This window comes from Enterococcus sp. HMSC061C05 (genome assembly GCF_001814765.1).
Lineage (GTDB): Bacteria > Bacillota > Bacilli > Lactobacillales > Enterococcaceae > Enterococcus_B > Enterococcus_B lactis.
This window is the reverse complement of the sequence record NZ_KV817748.1, coordinates 102,055-124,436: the sequence shown is the minus strand read 5'-3', so window position 1 is coordinate 124,436 and position 22,382 is coordinate 102,055. Positions and strand designations below refer to the sequence as shown.

23 protein-coding genes and 1 other annotated feature are annotated in these 22,382 nt (G+C 35.8%); of the genes, 20 read left to right on the top strand and 3 right to left on the bottom strand.

Features of this window, described 5'->3' with window-relative positions; translation table 11 throughout:
• Position 1 precedes the first annotated feature (1 nt).
• The 10 genes from HMPREF2988_RS08850 (at position 2) to sufB (ending at position 9,032) form a co-directional block, all read left to right on the top strand.
• Positions 2 to 358, top strand: a complete 357-nt coding sequence (locus HMPREF2988_RS08850; RefSeq protein WP_002308244.1) for an arsenate reductase family protein — start codon at positions 2 to 4, stop codon at positions 356 to 358.
• Position 359: 1 nt separating this feature from the next.
• Positions 360 to 698 carry a glycine cleavage system H family protein gene (locus HMPREF2988_RS08845; protein ID WP_002291179.1) on the top strand — a complete coding sequence of 113 codons (339 nt, stop codon included), beginning with the start codon at positions 360 to 362 and terminating at the stop codon, positions 696 to 698.
• Positions 699 to 773: 75 nt separating this feature from the next.
• Positions 774 to 1,030: a binding site (T-box leader), on the top strand.
• A gap of 62 nt (positions 1,031 to 1,092) precedes the next feature.
• Positions 1,093 to 2,127: a methionine ABC transporter ATP-binding protein gene (locus HMPREF2988_RS08840; protein WP_002304234.1), complete on the top strand. Its 1,035-nt coding sequence runs from the start codon at positions 1,093 to 1,095 to the stop codon at positions 2,125 to 2,127.
• On the top strand, positions 2,120 to 2,806 hold the full coding sequence (locus HMPREF2988_RS08835; protein WP_002287674.1) for a methionine ABC transporter permease: 687 nt from the start codon (positions 2,120 to 2,122) through the stop codon (positions 2,804 to 2,806). Before HMPREF2988_RS08840 ends, HMPREF2988_RS08835 begins: the two co-directional genes overlap by 8 nt.
• A gap of 23 nt (positions 2,807 to 2,829) precedes the next feature.
• Positions 2,830 to 3,678, top strand: coding sequence for a MetQ/NlpA family ABC transporter substrate-binding protein (locus HMPREF2988_RS08830; protein WP_002344546.1), 849 nt, complete (start codon positions 2,830 to 2,832; stop codon positions 3,676 to 3,678).
• Positions 3,679 to 3,874: 196 nt separating this feature from the next.
• Entirely contained in the window at positions 3,875 to 4,648 is a 774-nt protein-coding gene (sufC, locus tag HMPREF2988_RS08825; protein WP_002287679.1) for a Fe-S cluster assembly ATPase SufC, read from the top strand.
• Positions 4,649 to 4,660: 12 nt separating this feature from the next.
• On the top strand, positions 4,661 to 5,947 hold the full coding sequence (gene sufD, locus HMPREF2988_RS08820; RefSeq protein WP_070770453.1) for a Fe-S cluster assembly protein SufD: 1,287 nt from the start codon (positions 4,661 to 4,663) through the stop codon (positions 5,945 to 5,947).
• Entirely contained in the window at positions 5,944 to 7,179 is a 1,236-nt protein-coding gene (locus HMPREF2988_RS08815; RefSeq protein WP_070770452.1) for a cysteine desulfurase, read from the top strand. The genes sufD and HMPREF2988_RS08815 overlap by 4 nt, the downstream gene beginning before the upstream one ends.
• Positions 7,166 to 7,636 carry a Fe-S cluster assembly sulfur transfer protein SufU gene (gene sufU, locus HMPREF2988_RS08810; RefSeq protein ID WP_070770451.1) on the top strand — a complete coding sequence of 157 codons (471 nt, stop codon included), beginning with the start codon at positions 7,166 to 7,168 and terminating at the stop codon, positions 7,634 to 7,636. The genes HMPREF2988_RS08815 and sufU overlap by 14 nt, the downstream gene beginning before the upstream one ends.
• 4 nt (positions 7,637 to 7,640) lie before the next feature.
• Positions 7,641 to 9,032, top strand: coding sequence for a Fe-S cluster assembly protein SufB (gene sufB / locus HMPREF2988_RS08805; RefSeq protein WP_002287686.1), 1,392 nt, complete (start codon positions 7,641 to 7,643; stop codon positions 9,030 to 9,032).
• Positions 9,033 to 9,129: 97 nt separating this feature from the next.
• Here sufB and HMPREF2988_RS08800 read toward each other — a convergent pair whose 3' ends face one another.
• Together HMPREF2988_RS08800 and HMPREF2988_RS08795 are read right to left on the bottom strand one after the other, a co-directional pair.
• The gene (locus HMPREF2988_RS08800; RefSeq protein ID WP_002287688.1) at positions 9,130 to 10,272 is read right to left on the bottom strand and encodes a tyrosine-type recombinase/integrase; all 1,143 of its coding nucleotides are present in this window, start codon (positions 10,270 to 10,272) and stop codon (positions 9,130 to 9,132) included.
• Between the two features lie 50 nt (positions 10,273 to 10,322).
• Complete coding sequence (locus HMPREF2988_RS08795; protein ID WP_002287690.1) at positions 10,323 to 11,120, bottom strand: helix-turn-helix domain-containing protein; 798 nt, start codon at positions 11,118 to 11,120, stop codon at positions 10,323 to 10,325.
• Between the two features lie 201 nt (positions 11,121 to 11,321).
• On the opposite strand from HMPREF2988_RS08795, the gene HMPREF2988_RS08790 reads away from it, so the two are divergent.
• The 6 genes from HMPREF2988_RS08790 to HMPREF2988_RS08760 all read left to right on the top strand — a co-directional run bounded on the left by HMPREF2988_RS08790 (position 11,322) and on the right by HMPREF2988_RS08760 (position 17,668).
• On the top strand, positions 11,322 to 11,624 hold the full coding sequence (locus HMPREF2988_RS08790) for a helix-turn-helix domain-containing protein (RefSeq protein ID WP_002299877.1): 303 nt from the start codon (positions 11,322 to 11,324) through the stop codon (positions 11,622 to 11,624).
• 157 nt (positions 11,625 to 11,781) lie between these two features.
• On the top strand, positions 11,782 to 12,657 hold the full coding sequence (locus HMPREF2988_RS08785) for a hypothetical protein (protein WP_002317977.1): 876 nt from the start codon (positions 11,782 to 11,784) through the stop codon (positions 12,655 to 12,657).
• Between the two features lie 14 nt (positions 12,658 to 12,671).
• Positions 12,672 to 12,890: a hypothetical protein gene (locus tag HMPREF2988_RS13905; RefSeq protein WP_002317976.1), complete on the top strand. Its 219-nt coding sequence runs from the start codon at positions 12,672 to 12,674 to the stop codon at positions 12,888 to 12,890.
• The gene (locus HMPREF2988_RS08775) at positions 12,877 to 15,552 is read left to right on the top strand and encodes a pLS20_p028 family conjugation system transmembrane protein (protein WP_015508912.1); all 2,676 of its coding nucleotides are present in this window, start codon (positions 12,877 to 12,879) and stop codon (positions 15,550 to 15,552) included. Before HMPREF2988_RS13905 ends, HMPREF2988_RS08775 begins: the two co-directional genes overlap by 14 nt.
• Positions 15,553 to 15,566: 14 nt before the next feature.
• On the top strand, positions 15,567 to 15,785 hold the full coding sequence (locus tag HMPREF2988_RS08770; RefSeq protein WP_002302287.1) for a hypothetical protein: 219 nt from the start codon (positions 15,567 to 15,569) through the stop codon (positions 15,783 to 15,785).
• Positions 15,786 to 17,353: 1,568 nt separating this feature from the next.
• The gene (locus HMPREF2988_RS08760) at positions 17,354 to 17,668 is read left to right on the top strand and encodes a hypothetical protein (protein WP_002329547.1); all 315 of its coding nucleotides are present in this window, start codon (positions 17,354 to 17,356) and stop codon (positions 17,666 to 17,668) included.
• 52 nt (positions 17,669 to 17,720) lie between these two features.
• On the opposite strand, the gene HMPREF2988_RS08755 is transcribed toward HMPREF2988_RS08760, so the two are convergent.
• Positions 17,721 to 18,494, bottom strand: coding sequence for a hypothetical protein (locus tag HMPREF2988_RS08755; protein WP_002287697.1), 774 nt, complete (start codon positions 18,492 to 18,494; stop codon positions 17,721 to 17,723).
• Positions 18,495 to 18,598: 104 nt separating this feature from the next.
• Here HMPREF2988_RS08755 and HMPREF2988_RS08750 point away from each other — a divergent pair, with 104 nt between their 5' ends.
• The 4 genes from HMPREF2988_RS08750 (at position 18,599) to HMPREF2988_RS08735 (ending at position 21,807) form a co-directional block, all read left to right on the top strand.
• Complete coding sequence (locus HMPREF2988_RS08750) at positions 18,599 to 18,844, top strand: helix-turn-helix domain-containing protein (protein ID WP_002287739.1); 246 nt, start codon at positions 18,599 to 18,601, stop codon at positions 18,842 to 18,844.
• A gap of 155 nt (positions 18,845 to 18,999) precedes the next feature.
• Entirely contained in the window at positions 19,000 to 19,851 is an 852-nt protein-coding gene (locus HMPREF2988_RS08745) for a TIR domain-containing protein (protein WP_002287698.1), read from the top strand.
• Positions 19,852 to 19,883: 32 nt separating this feature from the next.
• Positions 19,884 to 21,320, top strand: coding sequence for an SIR2 family protein (locus HMPREF2988_RS08740; RefSeq protein ID WP_002287699.1), 1,437 nt, complete (start codon positions 19,884 to 19,886; stop codon positions 21,318 to 21,320).
• 1 nt (position 21,321) lies between these two features.
• Positions 21,322 to 21,807, top strand: coding sequence for a TIR domain-containing protein (locus HMPREF2988_RS08735; protein ID WP_002287700.1), 486 nt, complete (start codon positions 21,322 to 21,324; stop codon positions 21,805 to 21,807).
• Positions 21,808 to 22,382 lie beyond the last annotated feature (575 nt).

Below are 22,382 nucleotides of genomic sequence, written 5' to 3'. Positions count from 1 at the left end.
ATTGTACACCTTTTACTGGTACCCGAAATGTTCAACATGCAAAAAAGCCAAAGCGTGGTTAGACCAGCATGGCGTTAGTTATCAAACTGTTGATATGATCAAAGAAGTGCCGAAGGCCTCAACGATTGAGACTTGGCTAGAAACGAGTCAAGTACCGATCCGTCGCCTGTTCAACACAAGCGGGATGAAATATCGGGAACTTGGACTGAAAGATCAAGTAGGCGAGTTTACGGCTTCAAAAGCAAGCCAAGTCTTATCGACAGATGGCATGCTGATCAAGCGTCCGCTGATCGTGCAAGAGGACCAGCTTGTTGCAATTGGATTCAATGAAAAAATTTATGAAGGAGAACTGATATAAAATGGCAGGCAAACATTTGAAGAAAAAGGACAACCTTTGGATCTTATTTAATGGAAAAGAATACTGTGTTGGTTTGACAAATGAAGCGCAAGAAGAACTGGGAGACATCACGTTTGCCAATCTGCCAAAAGCAGGACAATCGCTAAAAAAAGATGAACCTCTGATCGAAGTCGAAGCGGAAAAAGCGGTCAATGAATTTGCTAGCCCGCTAACGGGTACAGTTTCTTCTGTGAATGATAAAATCGGTGAAGATATCAATATCTTGAATGATTCAGATGAAATGAATGCGTGGATCTTAAGTTTCAAAGATGTTGATCCAAAAGAATTTGACGAATTATAAAATCAGAAAATCACTTGAAAAAAGTTGACACTGATTCTTCCAGTTGCTATAATCATAAGCAATCCTATATGAAATGAGAAAGCTTTGAAAAGAAGAGTACATGTCACGGACGTTTGAAGAGAGCCCTGTTTGCTGAAAATGGGTAACGAAAATGAGATGGAAGATGGTCTTAGAGCAGAGTAAGCGAGCGTAAGCAAACTTACTACGGGAGTGCCCGTTACAGCGCGACAGTATACGGAAAGAAGCTAAGTCCAAGTACTGGAAGAGGCTGTTATTGCGAAGTAACAGTAAATCAAGGTGGTAACACGGAAGTTCAAGCTTTCGTCCTTTTGCTTAAGGCAAGAGGGCGAAGGCTTTTTTGTTTGAAAAATCATAAGAGAAAGATGTGAATGGCATGTCATTAATCCAACTAACGAATGTCAAAAAGACATTCAATGGGAAAAACGGAAACATCCAAGCCGTCAATGACGTTTCACTAAACGTTGAAAAAGGGGATATTTATGGAATCGTCGGTTATTCTGGCGCAGGAAAAAGTACATTAGTCCGTCTCCTGAATGGACTCGAGCTTCCCACGAGCGGCGAAGTGATCGTAAACGATCAAGATATCACAAAATTAAAAAACAAAGAATTACGTACATTCCGAAAGAAAATCGGTATGATCTTCCAGCATTTCAACCTGTTATGGTCAAGAACTGTACTTGAAAATATCCAGCTGCCGTTGGAATTAGCTGGTGTACCAAAGAGCAAACGCAAAGAACGAGCAGAAGAATTGTTGCGTTTAGTCGGGTTAGAAGGACGCGGACAAGCGTATCCTTCACAACTTTCCGGCGGACAGAAACAACGTGTCGGTATCGCACGAGCATTGGCAAATGATCCTGAGATCCTGCTTTGTGATGAGGCTACGAGTGCATTGGACCCGCAAACAACAGAAGAAGTATTAGACTTATTGTTAGCAATCAATAAGAAATTGAATTTGACCATCGTCTTGATCACACATGAAATGAATGTGATCCGCAAAATCTGCAACAAAGTCGCTGTGATGGAGTTGGGGAAAGTCGTAGAAGAAGGAGACGTGTTGACTGTCTTCAGACAACCGAAAAAAGAAGTAACCAAACGTTTTGTACAACAAGACATCGAACCAGAAGCTGATTCGACAGAACTATTAGCTGAACTCATCAAAGAAAATCCAAGCGGCCGTTTGGCAACTTTGACCTTTAGCGAAAGAAATGCCAACGAACCAGTTATTTCCCAAGCGATTCGACGCTATAACATTGATGTCAACGTCGTATACGGGAAAATCAAACAAGTAAAAGAAGGTTCCTTTGGTTCATTGACTGTCTTGATGACAGGTGAAACCAAAGAATTAGATCAAGCAGAAGTGTTCATCAAAGAACAAGGAGTAGGAATTGAGGTGATCCATCGTGGATAAAAGCTTTTCAGAAACATATCTAGATTTTAAACAAATCAATCCGGAAACGATGAATCAGGCTATCCTTGATACACTATATATGACATTGATCTCAATGGTCTTAGTGACGATCATCGGATTAGTCTTGGGATTGATCCTTTACTCTATTGGGCGCAAAAACAAACCGTATGCTCGAATCATTTACGGGATCGTATCGATCATCAGTAATATTTTCCGGTCAACACCATTTATGATCCTGATGGTTTTGATCATTCCATTTACTAAAGCAATCGTAGGCACTATGCTAGGTGCGCAAGCAGCCATTCCAGCTCTTGTTTTATCCGCAGCACCATTTTATGCCCGTCTAGTAGAGATTGCTTTTCGTGAAGTCAGCCCTGGCGTACTGGAAGCAGCAGATGCAATGGGGGCAAGTTACTGGGAAATCATCTGGAAGGTCTTGATACCTGAAAGTATTCCCGCGTTGATTTCTGGATTAACAGTTACAACAATCTCGATGATCGGATTTACTGCAATGGCCGGTGCGATCGGCGCAGGTGGACTTGGAGGTCTTGCTTGGCAGGAAGGCTACCAGCGTGGTAATCTGACAGTGACATTTGTTGCGACTTTAATTATTTTATTAATCGTATTTATCGTTCAAGGAATCGGTGATTTCTTAACTAAGAAAACAGACAAAAGATAATAGGACATAGGGGGATATAGGATATGAAAAAGAAGATTTTGGGATTTGCAGCAGCGCTTTTGCTGACTGTAGGATTAGCAGCATGCGGTAACAACAGCGACAGCAAAGATTCAGCAAATAAAGCAGACGACACGACATTGAAAGTCGGCGCTTCACCGACACCGCACGCAGAGATTTTGGAACATGTGAAACCATTATTGAAAGATGAAGGAATCGATCTTGAAATCGTCAAATTCGATGACTACGTTTTACCGAACCAATCTTTGGAAGAAGGCGATATCGATGCCAATTACTTCCAGCATATTCCTTATTTGAACAAAGAAATCAAAGAAAAAGGGTATGACTTTGTCAATGCCGGTGCTGTCCACATCGAACCAATGGGCTTGTACTCTAAAAAAGTCAAAGATGTTTCTGAACTAAAAGATGGTGCAACGATCATCACTTCGAATTCTGAATCAGACTGGGGACGCATCATCACGATTTTACAAGATGCTGGGCTAGTCAAAGTCAAAGATGGAGTAGATCTGGAAACAGCAACATTCGATGATATTGCAGAAAACCCTAAGAACTTGAAGTTCAACCATACGATCGATCCATCACTTTTAGCTTCTACGTACCAAAATGATGAAGGTGACCTAGTCGCAATCAATGCAAACTTCGCTTATGGCGCAGGATTGAATCCATTAGAAGATGCCGTATTACTTGAAAAAGACAACTCTCCTTACGTGAATATCATTGCGACTCGCAAAGGTGATGAAGACAGTGACAAAATCAAAAAACTGATTGAAGTGCTTCACCGTAAAGAAGTCCAAGAATGGATCACAGACAAATGGGGCGGCTCTGTTAAACCAGTAAAGGCTGATGCAAAATAAGGAATGAAACAAAAAAGATGAGAAATAAGTCTGTAACGGCTTATTCCTCATCTTTTTTATACCTATTCTAATTTAGAAATCAAAATTGTTTAATAATCAATAAAAGATATTTGATTTTAGTAAGGAAGATCATTGCGCTTCATTCTCAATTAGTCTAAAATGAGTGAGAACGAAAGAGAATTTGGGGGTATAATGCATGTCTGTCTTAGAAATAAAAAATCTACATGTGTCGATCGAGGAAAAAGAAATCCTTAAAGGCGTAAACCTAACAATGAAAACCGGAGAAATCCACGCCATCATGGGACCTAACGGCACAGGAAAATCAACCTTATCTGCCGCTATCATGGGCAATCCAAACTATGAAGTAACAGAAGGCGAAATCTTGTTTGACGGAAAAAATGTTTTAGACTTGGAAGTAGATGAACGTGCACGACTTGGCTTGTTTTTAGCTATGCAATATCCAAGTGAGATACCAGGTATCACGAATGCGGAATTCATGCGTGCAGCAATCAATGCGAAACGTGATGAAAACGACAAGATCTCTGTTATGGCATTTTTGAAAAAGTTAGATGAAAAAATGGCTTTATTGAATATGCCAGAAGAAATGGCTGAACGTTATCTGAACGAAGGTTTTTCTGGCGGGGAAAAGAAACGGAATGAAATCCTACAATTGTTGATGTTAGAACCAACATTTGCGATTTTAGATGAAATCGACTCGGGTCTGGATATCGATGCTTTGAAAGTCGTTGCTAAAGGAGTAAATGAAATGCGCGGAGACAATTTCGGTGCATTGATCATCACCCACTATCAACGATTATTGAACTATATCACACCTGATGTCGTTCACATCATGATGGAAGGTCGAGTAGTCATGACAGGAAATGCTGACTTAGCTAAACGCCTGGAAGCAGAAGGTTACGCTGGAATCAGTAAAGAACTAGGAATCGACTATAAAGAAGAAGAAGCGTAAGGGGGAGCAAGAATGAAAGAAAAAAACTGGCTCGATTATCTTAACGCGGTAAATGATTTTTCTTTAAGTAAAGGCGAACCTGATTGGATGAGAACCTTCCGTCAAGACGCACTAGCGAAAGCAGATGAACTGCCATTGCCGCATATCGATCGGGTGAAATTCCATCGCTGGTCGTTATTCGATGTGAAAGAAACACAAACTATCAGTGAAACAGGCACGATTCCGGCATTTGATGCAATGAAAGATAATCCTGTGCTTGTCCAACAAGGTTCATGGACGATTTTTGAACAACTGCCTGTGGAATTAGCAGAAAAGGGAGTCATTTTTACCGACTTATTCACTGCAATGATCGAATACCCAGAACTAGTCCAAGAATATTATATGAAAAAAGCAGTAAACATGGACGAAGACCAATTGACTGCACTCCATGCAGCTTTTATGAACAGCGGTATTTTCCTGTATGTGCCTAAAAATGTCGTGATCGATGAACCACTCGAGTCCTTATTCATTCAAGATGGCGCATCTGATGAGCACTTCTTCAAGCATGTGTTGATCGTGGCAGATGAACATAGTGAATTTTCTTATCTGGAACGTTTCCAGACAACCAAAGAACAAATAGCAAAATCATCAGGTAATATCATCGTGGAAGTCATCGCTAAAGCTGGTTCAAAAATCAAATATTCAGCTGTAGATCAATTAGGAGAGAATATTACTTCTTATATGAATCGCCGTGGGCACATTTTACGAGATGCTTCTGTCGACTGGGCAATTGGTGTCATGAATGACGGTCATGTGATCGCTGACTTTGATTCAGATTTAGCAGGAGAAGGTGCACACGCAGAAGTCAAAATCGTGGCAATCAGCTCGGGCAGACAAATCCAAGGAATCGATACACGAGTAACCAATAAAGCCCCTCATACGATCGGGCATATTTTGCAACACGGAGTGATCCGAGAAAAAGGAACATTGACCTTTAACGGTATCGGCCACATCCTGAAAGGGGCAAAAGGTGCAGATGCCCAACAAGAAAGCCGTGTCTTGATGCTTTCTGACAAAGCACGCGGTGACGCGAATCCTATTCTTTTGATCGATGAAAACGAAGTAACTGCTGGGCATGCTGCCAGTGTAGGACGAGTTGATCCAGAAGAAATGTACTATCTGATGAGTCGAGGATTGCATAAAGAAGAAGCAGAGCGCTTAGTGATTCGAGGATTCCTCGGTTCTGTCTTAACAGCAATCCCTGTAGAACAAGTTCGGAAAGAATTAGTCGAAGTAATCGAAGGGAAGTTGAATGGATGATCGATGCTAAAAAGCTACGCAATGATTTTCCTATTTTATTTCAAGACGTCAATGATGAACCTTTCGTTTATCTGGATAATGCAGCGACGACCCAAAAGCCAAAACAAGTGCTCCAGTCATTAGCGCACTATTACGAACACGATAACGCCAATGTTCATCGCGGTGTCCATACGTTAGCAGAACGCGCGACCCATGAGTATGAACAAGCAAGAGAAAAAGTACGAGCGTTCATCCATGCAGAAGAAACAGCAGAAGTTCTATTTACTCGTGGTACGACGACAAGCTTGAATTGGGTAGCCAGAAGCTTCGGCGACCGCTATATCAAAGCAGGAGACGAGATAGTGATCTCTTACATGGAACATCATTCTAATATTATCCCATGGCAGCAGTTGGCAAAACGAACAGGTGCTGTCCTGAAATATATCGATCTAACAGAAGAAGGCTTCCTGGATATGGAGGATGCAACGAAAAAGATCACGAACAAAACCAAAATCGTCTCCATTGCTCATGTATCCAATGTCTTAGGTGTCATCAATCCTGTTCAAGAATTAGCTGAACTTGTCCATGAAAACGGCGGGGTCATCGTAGTAGATGGTGCACAGTCTGCCCCACACATGACCATTGATGTTCAAGCACTAGACTGTGATTTCTTTGCTTTCAGCGGACACAAAATGTGCGGACCAACAGGTATCGGTGTTTTATATGGTAAACGAAAATGGTTAGAAGAAATGGAACCCGTTGAATTTGGTGGCGAAATGATTGATTTTGTCGAATTATACGACAGTACATGGAAAGAACTACCTTGGAAATTCGAAGCAGGGACACCAAATATCGCTGGTGCTATCGCATTCGGCCATGCAATCGATTATTTGCAAGAACTCGGCATGGACAATATCCATCGATATGAAGAAGAACTAGCCGCTTATGCGTTGCCAAAATTACAAGCAATCGATGGATTGACTGTTTATGGTCCGCAAGACCCGAATTTTCGGACAGGAGTCGTTTCGTTCAATTTGGATGGGTTACATCCACATGATGTCGCGACAGCTTTAGACATGGAAGGGGTAGCCGTTAGAGCAGGTCATCATTGTGCGCAACCGCTATTGAAGTACCTTGAAGTATCAGCGACTGCTCGCGCCAGCTTTTATTTCTACAACACGACGCACGATGCCGACCGTTTAGTTGAAGCAATCATGGCAACAAAGGAGTTTTTCCAACATGGGACTATCTAAATTAGACAATTTATACCGTCAAGTGATCTTGGATCATTCTTCCCATCCGCATCATCGTGGAAGCTTGACCGACTCGACAAGCAAGATCGAATTGAACAACCCCACATGTGGAGATGTGATCGAATTGCAAGTCGATGTAAAAGACGGAATCATCAAAAATATCGCCTTTGACGGCAGCGGCTGCTCCATCAGTACGGCAAGTGCCTCGATGATGACAGATGCCGTCATTGGAAAATCAATAGAAGAAGCAGAACATTTAACTGTAGACTTTCTACAGCTTGTCCAAGGAAAAGAAGTCCAAGATCCCGACCAATTAGGCGATGCTGCTATGCTTGGTGGTGTAGCTAAATTTCCCGCTCGGATCAAATGTGCGACACTTTCCTGGAAAGCACTAGGAAAAGCAATGGAAAACGATGGTACCGCAGCTTTCCATCATTACCACAAGGAAGAGGAGTGAGAACATGGGCGTACCAGAATTAGAAGAATATAAATTCGGGTTTCACGATGATGTCGAACCGGTTTTCAGTACAGGAGAAGGCTTGACAGAAGAAGTGATCCGTGAGATGTCAAGAATCAAAGGCGAACCAGAATGGATGCTTGAATTCCGTCTGAAATCTCTAGAAACATTCAATAAAATGCCAATGCAAACATGGGGACCCGACCTTTCAGACATCGATTTCGATGCCATCAAATATTACCAAAAACCAAGTGACAAACCCGCTCGTGACTGGGAAGACGTACCAGAAAAAATCAAAGATACATTTGAAAAGATCGGTATCCCAGAAGCAGAACGAGCTTATCTAGCCGGTGCTTCCGCACAATATGAATCAGAAGTCGTGTACCATAATATGAAAGATGAATTCGAAAAATTAGGGATCGTCTTTACTGACACTGACTCTGCTTTGAAAGAATACCCTGAATTATTCAAAGAGTACTTTTCAAAACTTGTACCGCCAACCGACAACAAATTAGCGGCGCTGAATTCAGCCGTATGGTCAGGCGGGACCTTTATTTACGTGCCAAAAGGCGTCAAAGTCGATGTCCCATTACAAACGTACTTCCGGATCAATGCGGAAAACACGGGGCAATTCGAACGTACGCTGATCATCGTTGACGAAGGAGCAAGCATCCACTATGTCGAAGGCTGTACGGCACCTACTTATTCAAGTAATAGTCTGCATGCTGCCATCGTAGAAATCTTTACAAGAAAAGATGCGTATTGCCGTTACACCACGATCCAAAACTGGTCAGACAATGTGTACAACTTAGTAACCAAACGAGCAAAAGCATACGAAGGCGCAACTGTTGAATGGATCGACGGAAACCTAGGTGCAAAAACAACGATGAAATACCCAAGTGTTTACTTAGATGGAAAAGGTGCACGAGGCACCATGCTCTCTATCGCCTTTGCAGGAGCAAACCAAATCCAAGATACGGGTGCAAAAATGATCCACAACGCACCAAACACTTCTAGTTCTATCGTCTCTAAATCAATTTCAAAAGACGGCGGCGAAGTAAACTATCGAGGACAAGTAACCTTTGCCAAAAACAGTGCGGGTTCGATCTCTCATATCGAATGTGACACGATCATCATGGACGAATGGTCGAAATCCGATACGATCCCATTCAATGAGATCCACAACAGCCAAGTCTCTTTAGAACACGAAGCCAAAGTCTCAAAAATCTCAGAAGAACAACTCTACTACCTGATGAGCCGAGGCCTGACCGAATCTGAAGCCACTGAAATGATCGTCATGGGCTTTGTTGAACCATTCACCAAAGAACTTCCAATGGAATATGCAGTCGAACTCAACCGATTGATCAGTTATGAGATGGAAGGGTCTGTGGGTTAATAACTATTTCATTGCTCGAAACGTTGATATTAAAGCGTTTCGAGCGTTTTTTTATTTGTATTTTAATGGTTGGCTACGTTTTTGGCTACGTTTGGAATTATTCGCCCATAAATTTTGCAAATCGGTCACCAGTTTTCTTAACAGATTGTGGTGTGACATGAGCATAGATATTCATGGTAGTTTTAATATCTTTATGACCTAATCGTTCCTGTACTTCTTTTATCGACGCACCACTTTCAAACAATAAGCTACAGTGGGTATGCCTAAATCCATGTGGAGTAATTTGAGGCTCCATCGGTGTCTTTTTGTAAATCCAGTCTAACCAATCGTTTACTACTTGGGGGTAGTACAACTTGTTTGTGTTTGTAGTGAAAAGAAACTGTTTTGGTGAATTCGTGTTATAGCCATATAAGATCATTATTTTCATTTGTTCTTGTTGCCAAATACGCAGTTGTTTAAGTGTAAAATCATCAAGCTGAATCGTTCTTGATGAATTTTTAGTTTTAGGTACTTGTAGAACTACTTGATTAAACTCGTCTTGAGCGATAGTTTTACCAATTGTTATTGTTTTATTGAAATAGTCTATATCTTCCCATTGAAGCGCCAATGCTTCGCTTTTACGCATTCCTGTATAAGCTAATAAACGGAAAAAAGTGTACAGTTTAACTGAATTATTTTCTTTAGTATTCTGTAAAAACAGTTGTAATTGATCTTTCGTGTAAAACTTCAAGGGTTGTTCTTCTTCAATTTTTCTTGGAAGCAATGTTTTAGACATAGGATTATCCTTACAGACTTCCATTGCTACTCCAAATTTAAATATTTGAGCAGTTGTTTTTCTCAAGAAACCATATTGTTTTAATGTTTTGTGCCATTCATTCACCTGTTTTTGGCAATAGCTAACACTTATTTTATCCAATCGTAATTCCCCAAAAGCAGGTAATATATGGTTTTTGCAAAAACGTTGAGCAACGGCAACAGAAGACGGTTTTACTCTTGTTCTGTAGTTATCAATCCATAATTCATACAACTCTTGAAAAGTTGTAACATTGATTTTAAACTCTTGTTTTTCTTTAAAGTCTACAAGTAGTCTATTAAGTGCTGTTTGCGCCTCAGCTTTTGATTTGAATCTTCTACGCTTTGTACGTATATCTTTTCCAGTCTTGGGATCTTTCCCTAAATAAGTTTCAAATCCCCAATATTTTTCGCCATTTTGTAATTTATAACTAAAAAATGTTGCCATTTGATTCTCTCCTTACTTCATTATTGCAGGTAGAGAAGTTATTTGAAGAATCAATTATTTTTAAATTTATCGTGATTATCAGTTAAAAATTTTGCGATTATACTATTTTTCTCATATGGGAAATTGTATTTTTTACTAAGATCTGAAATAAATTTTTCTGTTTCAAATTGGTTTTTAGTAATTTTATAAAAGAAATCCTCGACAGATGAATACTTTGAAATATCTTTATAGGCTAAGTCCATTTCGTCTAATAGCTGTTTTAAAGAATCAATCATTCTTTCTTTTTCACCGTATTTGAAATCACCATTTCTTATCTTGTCTTGAAGTTTACTGTTGGCTCTTTTGAAAAATAGCTCTTTAGAGATAGAGTGTCTTTGGTTAGCGTACTCTTCAATCAGAGGATTGATATTATTAGCAAGTATCTCATTTAGATAAATTTCAAAATCTTTTGAGTAATATTTTGTAAATATATTTTTTATTATAGGATTCAATAACTCATAGTCTTTATCTAGCGAAAACGTATCACTATATCTTTCTTGAATGTCTTTAAAGACTTTGTGAGGTATTTCTGGGAAGTCCTTAATATATAGCTCATACCCTATATCGATAAGGTATGAAGTTATATATTCTTCTAAAGTTCCCCATTTAATCCAGTCAATTGTTGAATTAGTGATAGTTGATAATAATTTCAGCTTTTGTGGATTTGGTAAATTGGTCCCACGTTCCCAGTTGGATATGGTCGCACGTGGTGAATTATCTATTTTCCTTCCAAGTTCTTCCATAGTAAAACCACATGAAAGGCGTAATTGTTTGATTCGTTTTCCTGCTTCTGAAGGATTTGGCTTCATCTTTTTTCTCCTTTTTATTTTTAAAGATAGTATATCATATTTATAAAATAAAAGTATTTAAAAGTATTTACTTTTTATCTGGAGTATGATACTTTATTCTTATAAATACAAATAAATACATTTTTTTACGCAATTTGTATTTATTTGTACTTATAAAGGTAGAGGAGTTATAGAATAATTAATTAAAAAGGAGAGGTTTTTGTGGAAGCAATAAAATTAATGATTTCAGAAGAACAGGAGGAAATGTTTCTAAAGCAGTTTTATCAAATTGCTACAAAGGCAATTGAAAAGGCTCAAGAAAATGCGGGTATGACAAGGGAATACCTCAATCAAAAAGAAATGGCAGAATACTTAAATGTGAGCGAAAACTTTTTAAAAAATGCTGTGAGAAACGAAGGTTTACCCGTTGTGGAATTGGGTGCAAGAAAGTTTTATTCGAAAAAGGCAGTTAATGAGTTTATGTTTGCTCGAATGAAGAGAGGTGGAAGTTTTGAAAGAAGATGAATAACAAATCTAGTTTGGAAAGGAATAGCAGTTTGTATAAAAAAAGAGTGCTCCCGATAGTTTGCAGACGAAGGGAAACACTCGATAATGAATAAAGTTCTAAGAAAACTTTATTTGACTATATTTTAACATTCAAATAGGAAGAAGTGTGATTTTTATGGCAGAAAAAAGAATGCTGGCTAAATCATTCTTAAATAATGCAAGTTTTATGAAGATGTCAGATTCAGCAAAATTATTATACGTATATCTGAACACAAACGCAGACGATGACGGAATTGTCGAAGCGTATCCATACATGAAAATGCTCGGAACACCCGATGATGATGTAAAGATACTTTTCACAAAAGGTTTTGTATTTTTTTTAAATGAAGATTTGTTAACATTTCTCCCCCATTGGTTACAAAACCAAAATATACGAATAGATAGGTATAAACCATCTATTTACCGCTTCAAGTTATTGAACTTAAAACCAGAATTTTTCTCAAAATTAAAGCCAGTAAAACTTGATGTGATTTTGAAATCTGGCCAAGTAGAACCGCTAAGAGGCGATTTAATGGAAAAATGGTATCCAGCTGGTATACCAAGCGATGTCAAATCGGATACACAGTTAAGTCAAGGTCAGAATAGTCAAGATCAAACTAATCAAGATAAGGATAGTATAGAAGAGATTAATCAAGATCAGAATTCCTTTTTTGAAAATATTATAAATCAGAAAGGAATTGAAATAATCACTACACTAGGTGATAGATATACAGAAGTTCAAAGAGAAAAGTATCTTAAGTTGATTGCTAGTATGAAAGATTCAATTGAAAGAGAATATAAAATAGAAATTCGAGGTCAAGATTATTTTGATATAACAAACAAAATGCTAACAAGACTTTTTAATTCTATAAACGAAAAACTGAATCTCGGTGAAAAAATTGATGAAATGAAGTTCATCAACACCACAGCTAGAAACCATTGGGAGGACATAGCTAAGCAAGAAAAAGCTAGTAGACAGGATATGCTAGAGGCACTGAAAAAAATAGGTTAGAAAGGATTAATAATATGATTGAAAAACGGTTAATATATCAAATTTATTGTCTTGATCATAACGCAGATACTCTTGAGTTAATCGAGAGTATCTGTTTCAATACTATAGTCCTCGATTTAAAGGCTAAAAACGATTGTTACGTCACTCACATCATAATTGACAGAAAAACGGCTCATAAGCTCTCTGAGAGCCTAAGAAAATGGGCTGAAGGAGAAAACTATGAAAGCAATTAAAGAAAAAATCGTTAGTAGAAAGATAAACTGGTTAGCACTCAGTGTGCTTGTTTTAATGATTAGCGTTGTTTTTACAAGGAATGTTGTTGAAGCTAGCATTTTCAATTGGTTTGATGACACAAAAAGTCAAACAGAGTTTTTGAATAATTCTCTTTATAGACCTTACCTGAAAAAATACAATGGAGATTTCCTTAGTCAGTTCGGGATTTGGCTTGGATGGGCTGTGGTAAAAGGCATGTTTACTGTGACTGATTCGATTCAAAATATGATTCCAGATGTGCTGGATTTGTTCAATTTCATTGAAAGTACAGGGCTAAATAACGTTTATCAATCAGTCATGAATACAATTGTCGTTGGATTAATGATCCTTTCATTGATGTTTGTTGGCTACAAGATGATTACTGGAAAAGGAACAATAGATTTAAAATCTGTTGGAACGAATATAGTGATGTCTGTAGCATTAATTCTTTTAATGCCAACGATGATTTCTAGCGGTATTCAATTTTCCAAAATATTTTACAATGATGCTACTACGATTACAAATTCAGATGACGGAGTCGCTTGGTCATTGATAAAACAAGGAGTAACAGATTTGGCATATATTAATAAAACAGATCAGTACTCAAGCATTGATAAAACGGAGGATCGAAATAAGTTAACACGAAAAAATTTTCAACAGACGGATCTCACACAAGTGTTAACGGATAAAGTGATTGATAAATTGGAAAAAGAAAATCCAGCTGCGGATAATCTTCGCTATGAATTAGTTGAAAATTCTAATAATGAATTTGTTGCTACAAAGTTCTCTGATAACTTCTTATCAACATTTTCTGATAGTTTGAAATCAGGCTATTATCGCTATCAAGCAAATCTTTGGGGGATTTCGATTGGATTGACAGCGTTAGCAATCGCCTATGTGTTCAGCGCGTTTGTGATCATTACAGCAATATTAGAACTTGCATTTAAACGTGTGTTAGGTGTTCTTGTTTTTGCGACAGATATTGAAACAGGACAACGTTCAAAAGTTGTTTTATCCGATATTTTACAATGTTACTTAACAGTTGGATTTCAAGGGTTTGGACTATCTATGTTTGCTATGTTTATCAATTTTTTAAATGCTGGACAAGGTATCTCCACAAATATTTTTATAAAAACAATTGCTTATATCTGTGCTGTGTTTGTGCTGATAAAAGGCAGTGGAACAGTCATGAGATACTTTGGTGTTGATATTGGACTCAAAGAAGGCTATGGGCAACTTGCTTCTGCTTTTGGTATGGGCGCAATGCTGTTTAGAAAAGGATCAACTGGATTTAATCGTGCTAAAGGAAGCGGAAATGGAAATGGATCAGACAGCGGAGAAGGAGAAGATCGAAAACCAGAAAAGAATTTCGGCGAAACTCTATCAAAAAAAGCTGGCAAAACTGGAAGAGCTTTGGGATATGCCCATGAACGTGGATTATCAGGTTTAGCTTCAGATGGAGCTACAATGGCTAGTGAAAGAGCAATAAAACCATTTAAGAGTATGCGTGATATGGCTAATGATACCAAGAATAAGTTCAAAGAAGGTTTAGATGATGGTACAGTGTCCGCTATTAATAAAAATAGCAAACCTATGTTAGCTAAAAATAAAGAAGATGAAACTGGAAAATATGCTGATTCCATGCCAACACGTCTTTCGGATAGAAAAGATGGTGCTAAGGTTGAAAATGCCGATAGAATTATGTCTAGTTCTGAACGTATGCGTGAAGCAATGAAAAATAATGCTGAATCGAATAATAATCCTGTAAGTGCAATTCAGCAAAAAGTTCAACAAGATATTGAAGAACGTAAAAATGCTATGCACGGTCAAGCTAAGTCTGCTGAAGAATTAATTAATCAGAAGCGACAAGAAGCTAAATACACGCCTGAAGCAATGAATCGTGAGGAAATGTTAAGGAAACGTGTAGAAGGGCGTACAGGAGCTAATACGGACGAAAAAGAAGCGTTGACCAAAGAAAGAATCCAAGAAGCTAAAAACTCAAATACCGGATTAGAAAAATTGGTCAAAGAAAATCTACAAAATTCTACAAGTAGTCAAGGTGGCCGATCAGTAGATGTCCGAGAAAATATTCAAGGTTCATTGAATGGTCATGTCGGACGGAATGTTGATGTAAGAGAGAATTTACAAAGTTCTTCAAATGGTCAAGGTACTAAGACAATTGATGTTCGAGAAAATCTGCAAAGTAGCAGTGCAAGTCAACCAAAAACAGTAGATGTTCGAGAAAATGTACAAAATTCTACAAGTAGTCAAGGGTTTAAATCAGTGGATGTTCGAGAGAATGTGCAAGGTAGCAGTGCAAGTCAACCAAAAACAGTAGATGTCCGAGAAAATGTACAAAGTTCTACAAGTAGTCAAGGATTCAAAACAGTAGATGTTCGGGAGAACGTTCAAAAAGATAGTGGAGAAATGAAAGAAAAAACACAAAAAATCAATATCGTTGAAGACAGAAAGTCAGCGAAAAAATTTGATTCAAATCATGAAACAGTGATTATTGATAGTGAAATCCGTGAAAATGATAAGGGATCAAAACCAAGACGAAGATTCACTTATGAAGACAACGAGTTATTCAGAGATACACTTAATGATCCTAATCCGCTTTTCGATAAACTATTAAAAAAATAAAAGGGGGAATTGTCATGCAATTAATTCTAAAGATTAGTACGCATGATTTCTTAGAACTTGACGAATTATGTGAATCAGTAAAGAACGCAACAAATGAAAAAATCACGGTCACTAATTATATTGAACTGATGATTCAAGAAGAATTAAAGATGAAACATGAGATAAAAAACAACTTGAAATATTGTTATCTAGAAAAAAGTGAAGAGATAATCCATGAATTAAATGGTTTTTAAAAATTGTATTTGACAGGAATTTACGACAAGGAATTAGTGGGGATTAAGCGATTATTCTCTTCCACTTTAGAGAAATAATGGGTTAAAAAGCCAGAATACGTAGAGCAATATTGACAACCTATAAAGGAGCTATTGTTGAAAATTGAAGTAACAAAAAGATAAAGAGAGGTTTACATCTATCAGATTAAAAGTGATAGTACACCCATGAAACCTGCAAAAGAGTTGAACCTAATGTATATCGGTTCAACTCTTTTTATTTGCAAATTAAAAAAATATCACCGAAGTGACGAATGAAACTATGACCAAATTAAGCAAGAAAATATATCTTGCAAATAAAATAAAGTAGTATAAAAAGATATTGATAAAGCCAATCAAAACTTTGAATTTCAAACGTTAGATAATCAAACAGATACAAAAAATGAAATCAGTTCTACGCGTACGATTATTAAAAATAATAAATTTTCACTAGAAGAAAATGGAAATAAAATCAAATAATTAGGAAGAAAAAACAAAGCAATTAGAAAAGCCTGCAAGCAAATTTGAGTAATCGAGATCCAATTTTTTTAAGGAAGTTTAACAAAAATATGTAATTCTATTGTCACTATTAAAGAGAAAGTTGGAGCGGAATATAATGAAAAGAGAAAAGCAATTAAACGCAAAAAATGTAGAACTTAAAAAATATAAAGAGGAACAACCGTTAAAATTAGGAATGATGTAGTGTAAACATTATAATTGCTATGATATAAATGAAGTGTTAAAGAAAGCAAATTCAAACCAATTTTGTGAATAGAAAAGAGAGTGGCAAGCTTTATTTTGCCACTCTTTTTTTGTGCGTAAAAGCCTTAGTCACTATGACCAAAACTACGGACGAAACTATGACCAAAAGTAGGTACTATATTATGACCGAAAATAGGTCCAAAATGGATTTTTTTGTGATATCAAAAAAATATGAAGTGATTTTGAAAGAAAACCAGTTGGCACAGCCAACTTAGCAACCTTCCTGTAGGAAGGTGCTATCAGTTTTCCCTTATGCTCTTTTCTTTCTTTTTTGTTTCATATGTCAAATGCCATTTTGAAATGTACCATCTTAAGAAATTTATCCTTAAAAACAATTGCGTTATTGGATAAAAAGATGCTACATTATCTTAAAAAAGGAATCAAATATGATGAATTTAGTGGCTAGCATATCGTGTGATTAAGATACTTTATAGTGTAAGTTGAAGGAGAAAAAATATTTAAAATATACTTCCCATTTCAGTGGGAAGTAAAATTAATCTTGTTGTTTCTACTAGTAATGTATCTTTTTGGAAACTATGTAACGATGTAAACAAGATTTTTTTCAGAAGAAAAAACGATAAAAGTTGTGATAAACGATTTAAAAAATAGGAGAAAATATATCAAGCGCATGGTATGAAACGCACATTTAAAAAGATTCGACTAACTAAAAAAATAAGTTTACAAAGCATTGTTGTGTATTACAAGTGATCTATACACTGAAAAATGATAGAGAAAATCTGATACGTCCGCAACAATGGACAATTGAAAATGAAAGTGAGGAAATTGGAAGAATGGCTGATGAAAATAAAGTTGTTCCGCTTGAAACACTAGTGATAAATAAGGAAGAGTTTGAGCAACTTTTTCTTGATTTTTTTGTTCAATATGACAGGATTTATGATTTTAGTTCGTCACTAGATTTATTTGAATTAGAGGCAGAAATAATAGAAAACAGTCGAGAGGAGAATGGTAAAATCATCATTTCAGTAGAAAAATTCAATGAATTATTCTCAGAAACATTTGAAATAGATACAGATTATTATCAACCACAAGAAGTTTTCCAATCATTTAGAAATCAGATTATTCGCTCAGGTAAGACCGTAAACTGAAAAACAATAAAAGAAACGTTGAAAGAATAATTATTCCTTCAACGTTTCTTTTTTAGAATGTTTTAATGACCAAAGCAGTTTCATTGTCAGGCTTAGGTAATTCATGAAATCCCGTATTTATAGTGCTCAATTGATCAACTAACCATGTTTTACTTTTTGAATTGTAGATAAATCTAAAATTAATATCGTTATTATCGTGTTGAAGGGGCGTCTCCAAATAATCTGCTGTATATTCATAGTCAACGTAACCTGCTAATACAAAAGAGAGTATCCCTTTATTTAATGTTAGATTTAATGGATAATCATACGACTTTATTTTTTTCAACTTCATATTGTACATATCTTCAGCCATAAAAGTTGAGTTCGTGATTTCATCTTGGGTCTCATTAAAAAAGTTATCCGAATAATCGCTTATTTTTGAAAAGTCTTTATTGGCACCAGCCTCAAAAAATTGTTCAACTTTTTCAGTATAAAGTTGTGCTAACGCTCCTTTTTCAATATTAACTTTAATATTTTCATGTCTATCAATTTGTGTGCTGTTCAGTAAGGGAAGATCAGCTTTTAGTTTTATATCGTCTTGATTTCTTTCAATTTCAATTGGCAAAATCTTTTCAGTAGATTCAGTTTCTGATAAAGGAACATCTAGTTTTTTATCATGATAATAAGCTTCAAATCCATCTGGAACCGGAAAAAAATGTATTGGGTAATTCTTTTCTGAGGTTGTTGTACTAGTTTCCGTACTTGTAGAACTTGTGTCAGAAGTGGTACACCCGCTTATAGTTCCGATGAGTAAAGCGCAAGTTAGAATGATTGCAAATTTCTTCAAAAAAATTCCTCCTTAAAATTGAATATGGACTAATACTAGTCCCATTGTAGCATACCGAATCTTTAAGATTAATAAGAAAAAGGACTAATTTTAGTCCAAAAGGTGTGCTATTCTTGAAAGAGGAAAAAATTATTGATAAAGAAAATGTAATCGGTAGCAATATTAGACGAGTCCGATTAGAAAAAGGAATTGGTCAAACCGAGCTGATTAGAGACCTACAGCTTCGTAAAATTGCTATAACTAGGGAAACGTTGGTTAAGATTGAAGGTGGCCGCCAACACATTAAGTTGGATCAATTGAAAGCCATCAAAGATATTCTACAGGTGTCTTATGAAGATTTGCTTCAATGACTACTTGTAGTCATTTCGTTTGAAATTATTATGTTACACCCTTATGTGTCACGAAGAAATACTGGTATAATAATGAATGGGATATGTAACGATAGGGTATACTGTTATGTTGCCTAATAAATTGTGGATCAAAATACAAGAATGGAGGGATATCCTTGTATAAGGCATATGAATTGGATTTTACAAATGCTGACTTAAATGCATTCTCCTCAAGCTCGCAATCATATACACATGTAGTAAATCAAATAGATCACAACCAAAAATCTATTAACAAGAGAATAGAAAATCTATTTGAAAGTGAAAATGATTTAGTTGATTATTATTCTAAGGACAGCAAAATTCTAGATGCAGACGAAATTATTAAAGATTGGTTTCCAACTATAAAAGCAGATATTTTTATATCTCACTCTCATGCTGATGAAAAATTAGCTATACGTTTTGCATCATGGCTATTTGAAAATTTTGGTCTTACTGCATTTATTGATTCTTCGGTTTGGGGATACAGTTCTGATTTATTAAAAAAAATAGACCAAAAATATTGCTATAAGGAACAAACAAAAACATATGATTATGATAAAAGAAATGTAACAACTAGTCATGTTCATATGATGCTTTCTACAGCTTTAAATAATATGATTGATAGTACAGAATGTCTGTTTTTTCTTAATACACCTAATTCAATTAGTTTGAGCAATGAAATCACTAATGAACAGAAATTTACGTATTCGCCATGGCTATATAGCGAACTGACGACAGCTTCAATAGTGGAAAAAAAGAATCCACGATTGGAAAGTAATCCTCAAATGAGCACCGAGGATGTTAGAAGCATTATAAAGCACTATTCTTCGCAAGAAAATCTGCAAATAAAATATTCTTTAAATTTAAGTGAATTAACTTATTTACGAAAAGCTGATTTGAAAAAATGGGCTTTAGATGCCGTGGAATGCACTAAAGGAAGTAATACATTAGATATTTTATATAAAAACACCATTTTCACTAATCTCTAATCAATTTACTGAATCGAAAGGAACCGGGTAGAATGGATAAGAAAGTTTTAATAAAGAGGTTCTCTGAAGCTATTGAAAAAGGAAATGCAGCAATATTTGCAGGTGCAGGATTATCGATGTCACAAGGATATGTAAGTTGGCCGGAACTACTTAATGATCCTGCAACAGAAATCGGGTTGGATTCTAAAAAAGAAACAGACTTAGTTACTCTGGCTCAATATTATAAAAATGAAAATGGTGGATCAAGAGGAATTTTGAATCAGATACTTATGGATAATTTTGGTGAAGAATTAGAAATATCTGAAAATCATCGAATACTAGCAAGTTTACCTATTGAAACTTATTGGACAACTAATTATGATCATCTAATAGAAAAATCAATCCGAGAAGCTTATAAAAACCCTCAGGTTAAGAAAAATTATACTCAGTTAGCAACAACTAATCCAAATGTGGATACAATTGTTTATAAAATGCATGGTGATATAGATGATGTCAGTTCGACAGTAATAACAAGAGATGATTATGAAAAATATGATGATGATTCGTACGCGTTATTTAAAGAAACTTTAAAAGGAGATTTGTTAACAAAAACTTTTCTCTTTTTAGGATTTAGTTTTACAGACCCTAATTTAGAAAGAATTTTATCAGATATAAGATGGGTTTTGAGAGAAAACCAAAGACCTCATTATTGTATAATGAGAAAAATATTAAAGGAAAATTTTGTCGATTCTGAGGATTTTTTTGATCAAGAGAGATATAATTATGAACTGACAAAAAGAAGACTACAAATCAATGATTTGTCCAGATTTTCGATAAACGTTGTTGAAGTAGATGATTATTCTGAGATTACTGATATTTTGAAAAGTATTAGAAAAAAGTATTTGAGAAAAACTATTTTTATTTCGGGAAGTGCTGTTGATTATACTCCATTTACATCTGAATCGAAAGGATTAAAATTTGTCGAGAAATTAGCATATAGGCTTTCTGAATCCGGTTATAGAATAGTATCAGGTTACGGACTTGGAATTGGTAATAGTATTGTTTCAGGAGTTCTAAAGCAGAGAAGAAATTTAAGAAAAAATAACATACAAGACGTACTTTCTTTAAGACCACTTCCCCTTGATATGCCTCATGAATGGAGAAGATATCGAGAAAACATTATTGCAGAGTCTGGGATTAGTATTTTTGTTTTTGGAAACAAACTTGAATCAGGTGAAATAGTTACAGCAGATGGAATGATTGAAGAATTTGAATTATCTGTTCAAAATGAAAATATAGTAGTTCCGATTGGATTTACCAAAGGTGCAAGTAAGGTTTTGTTTGATAAGATTCAAGAGAATTTCAGTGATTATTTTGATGATTCCTTAAAAAGTAAATTTCAAGCGCTAGAAAAATTAGATACTGAAGGAGAAGTAGATAAAAAAGTTGAACAAATTGTCAGTTTAATAAATAGTATTCAGGAGGATTAATATGGTGAGAAGGGTTTTTTTTAGTTTCCATTATGCAGATGTAACAAGAGCAATGGTAGTTAGAAACAGCTGGACTTTGCGAGGAACAAAGGAAGCTGGTTTTGTAGATAAGGCTGAATTTGAGAAAGTTAAACGTAATGGAGATATTGCTATAAAAAACTGGATAGATAATCAATTAATTGGAACATCAGTGACTGTGGTGCTGATAGGTAAAGAAACTCTTGATCGAGAATATGTTAAATATGAAATCCAGGAGAGTTATAAGCGAGGAAATGCTATTTTGGCCGTTAATATAGGTAAAATAAAAGATTTTAACCAGATGACAACTACTAGTCAATCAGTAATTAAAATAATTGGGCAAAAACCAGATGGAGAATATTTGTGGTTTGACGAAATTATTGATGGCCAATATGATTATATAAGTGATGATGGATACAACAATTTAGGAACTTGGATTGACAGTGCAGCATACAAAAAAGGTAAATAAAGAGTTGGAACTGTCTACTATCTAATGACATGTTATTTTTTTACTTACTTATCCCTGTATCTTTAAATAGTAGATATTTTTTTATCAGTTAATTCATCAAACTGAATTAGGAACAGACATAATTCTATAGATAAGTAAAACTCTATGATAAAAAATGTTTAATCCTTATATTTCTTTATAAAGAACAGTTATATATTTTCTAGCAAAAGCACGCCACGCAACTTGAATACGATTATAATACCAATCAAGATGAATTAGCATCAATAAAGTGATTAACTCTATACAAAAATTATTGAAATACCAACTATCTTTATTTTTAATGAACTTAACTTCATGGTTGAAATAGAATAACTTGAATCCTCAAATAGCTTCTCTACCTGCTGTTTTGGATACGATATTGGCTACGTTCCCGATGACAGTACCTGCTGATATATACTGTCAGTCTAAAGTAATTTGTTAGATGAAATATCTCTATAAAGCCTGATTCTTTCCTCTGATTCCCAAAAGAGTCATTGGAAGGGTCTGTGGGGTAATACTTAAATATAGAGGTTGTGACAGAAGTGGGCAGCTTCAAG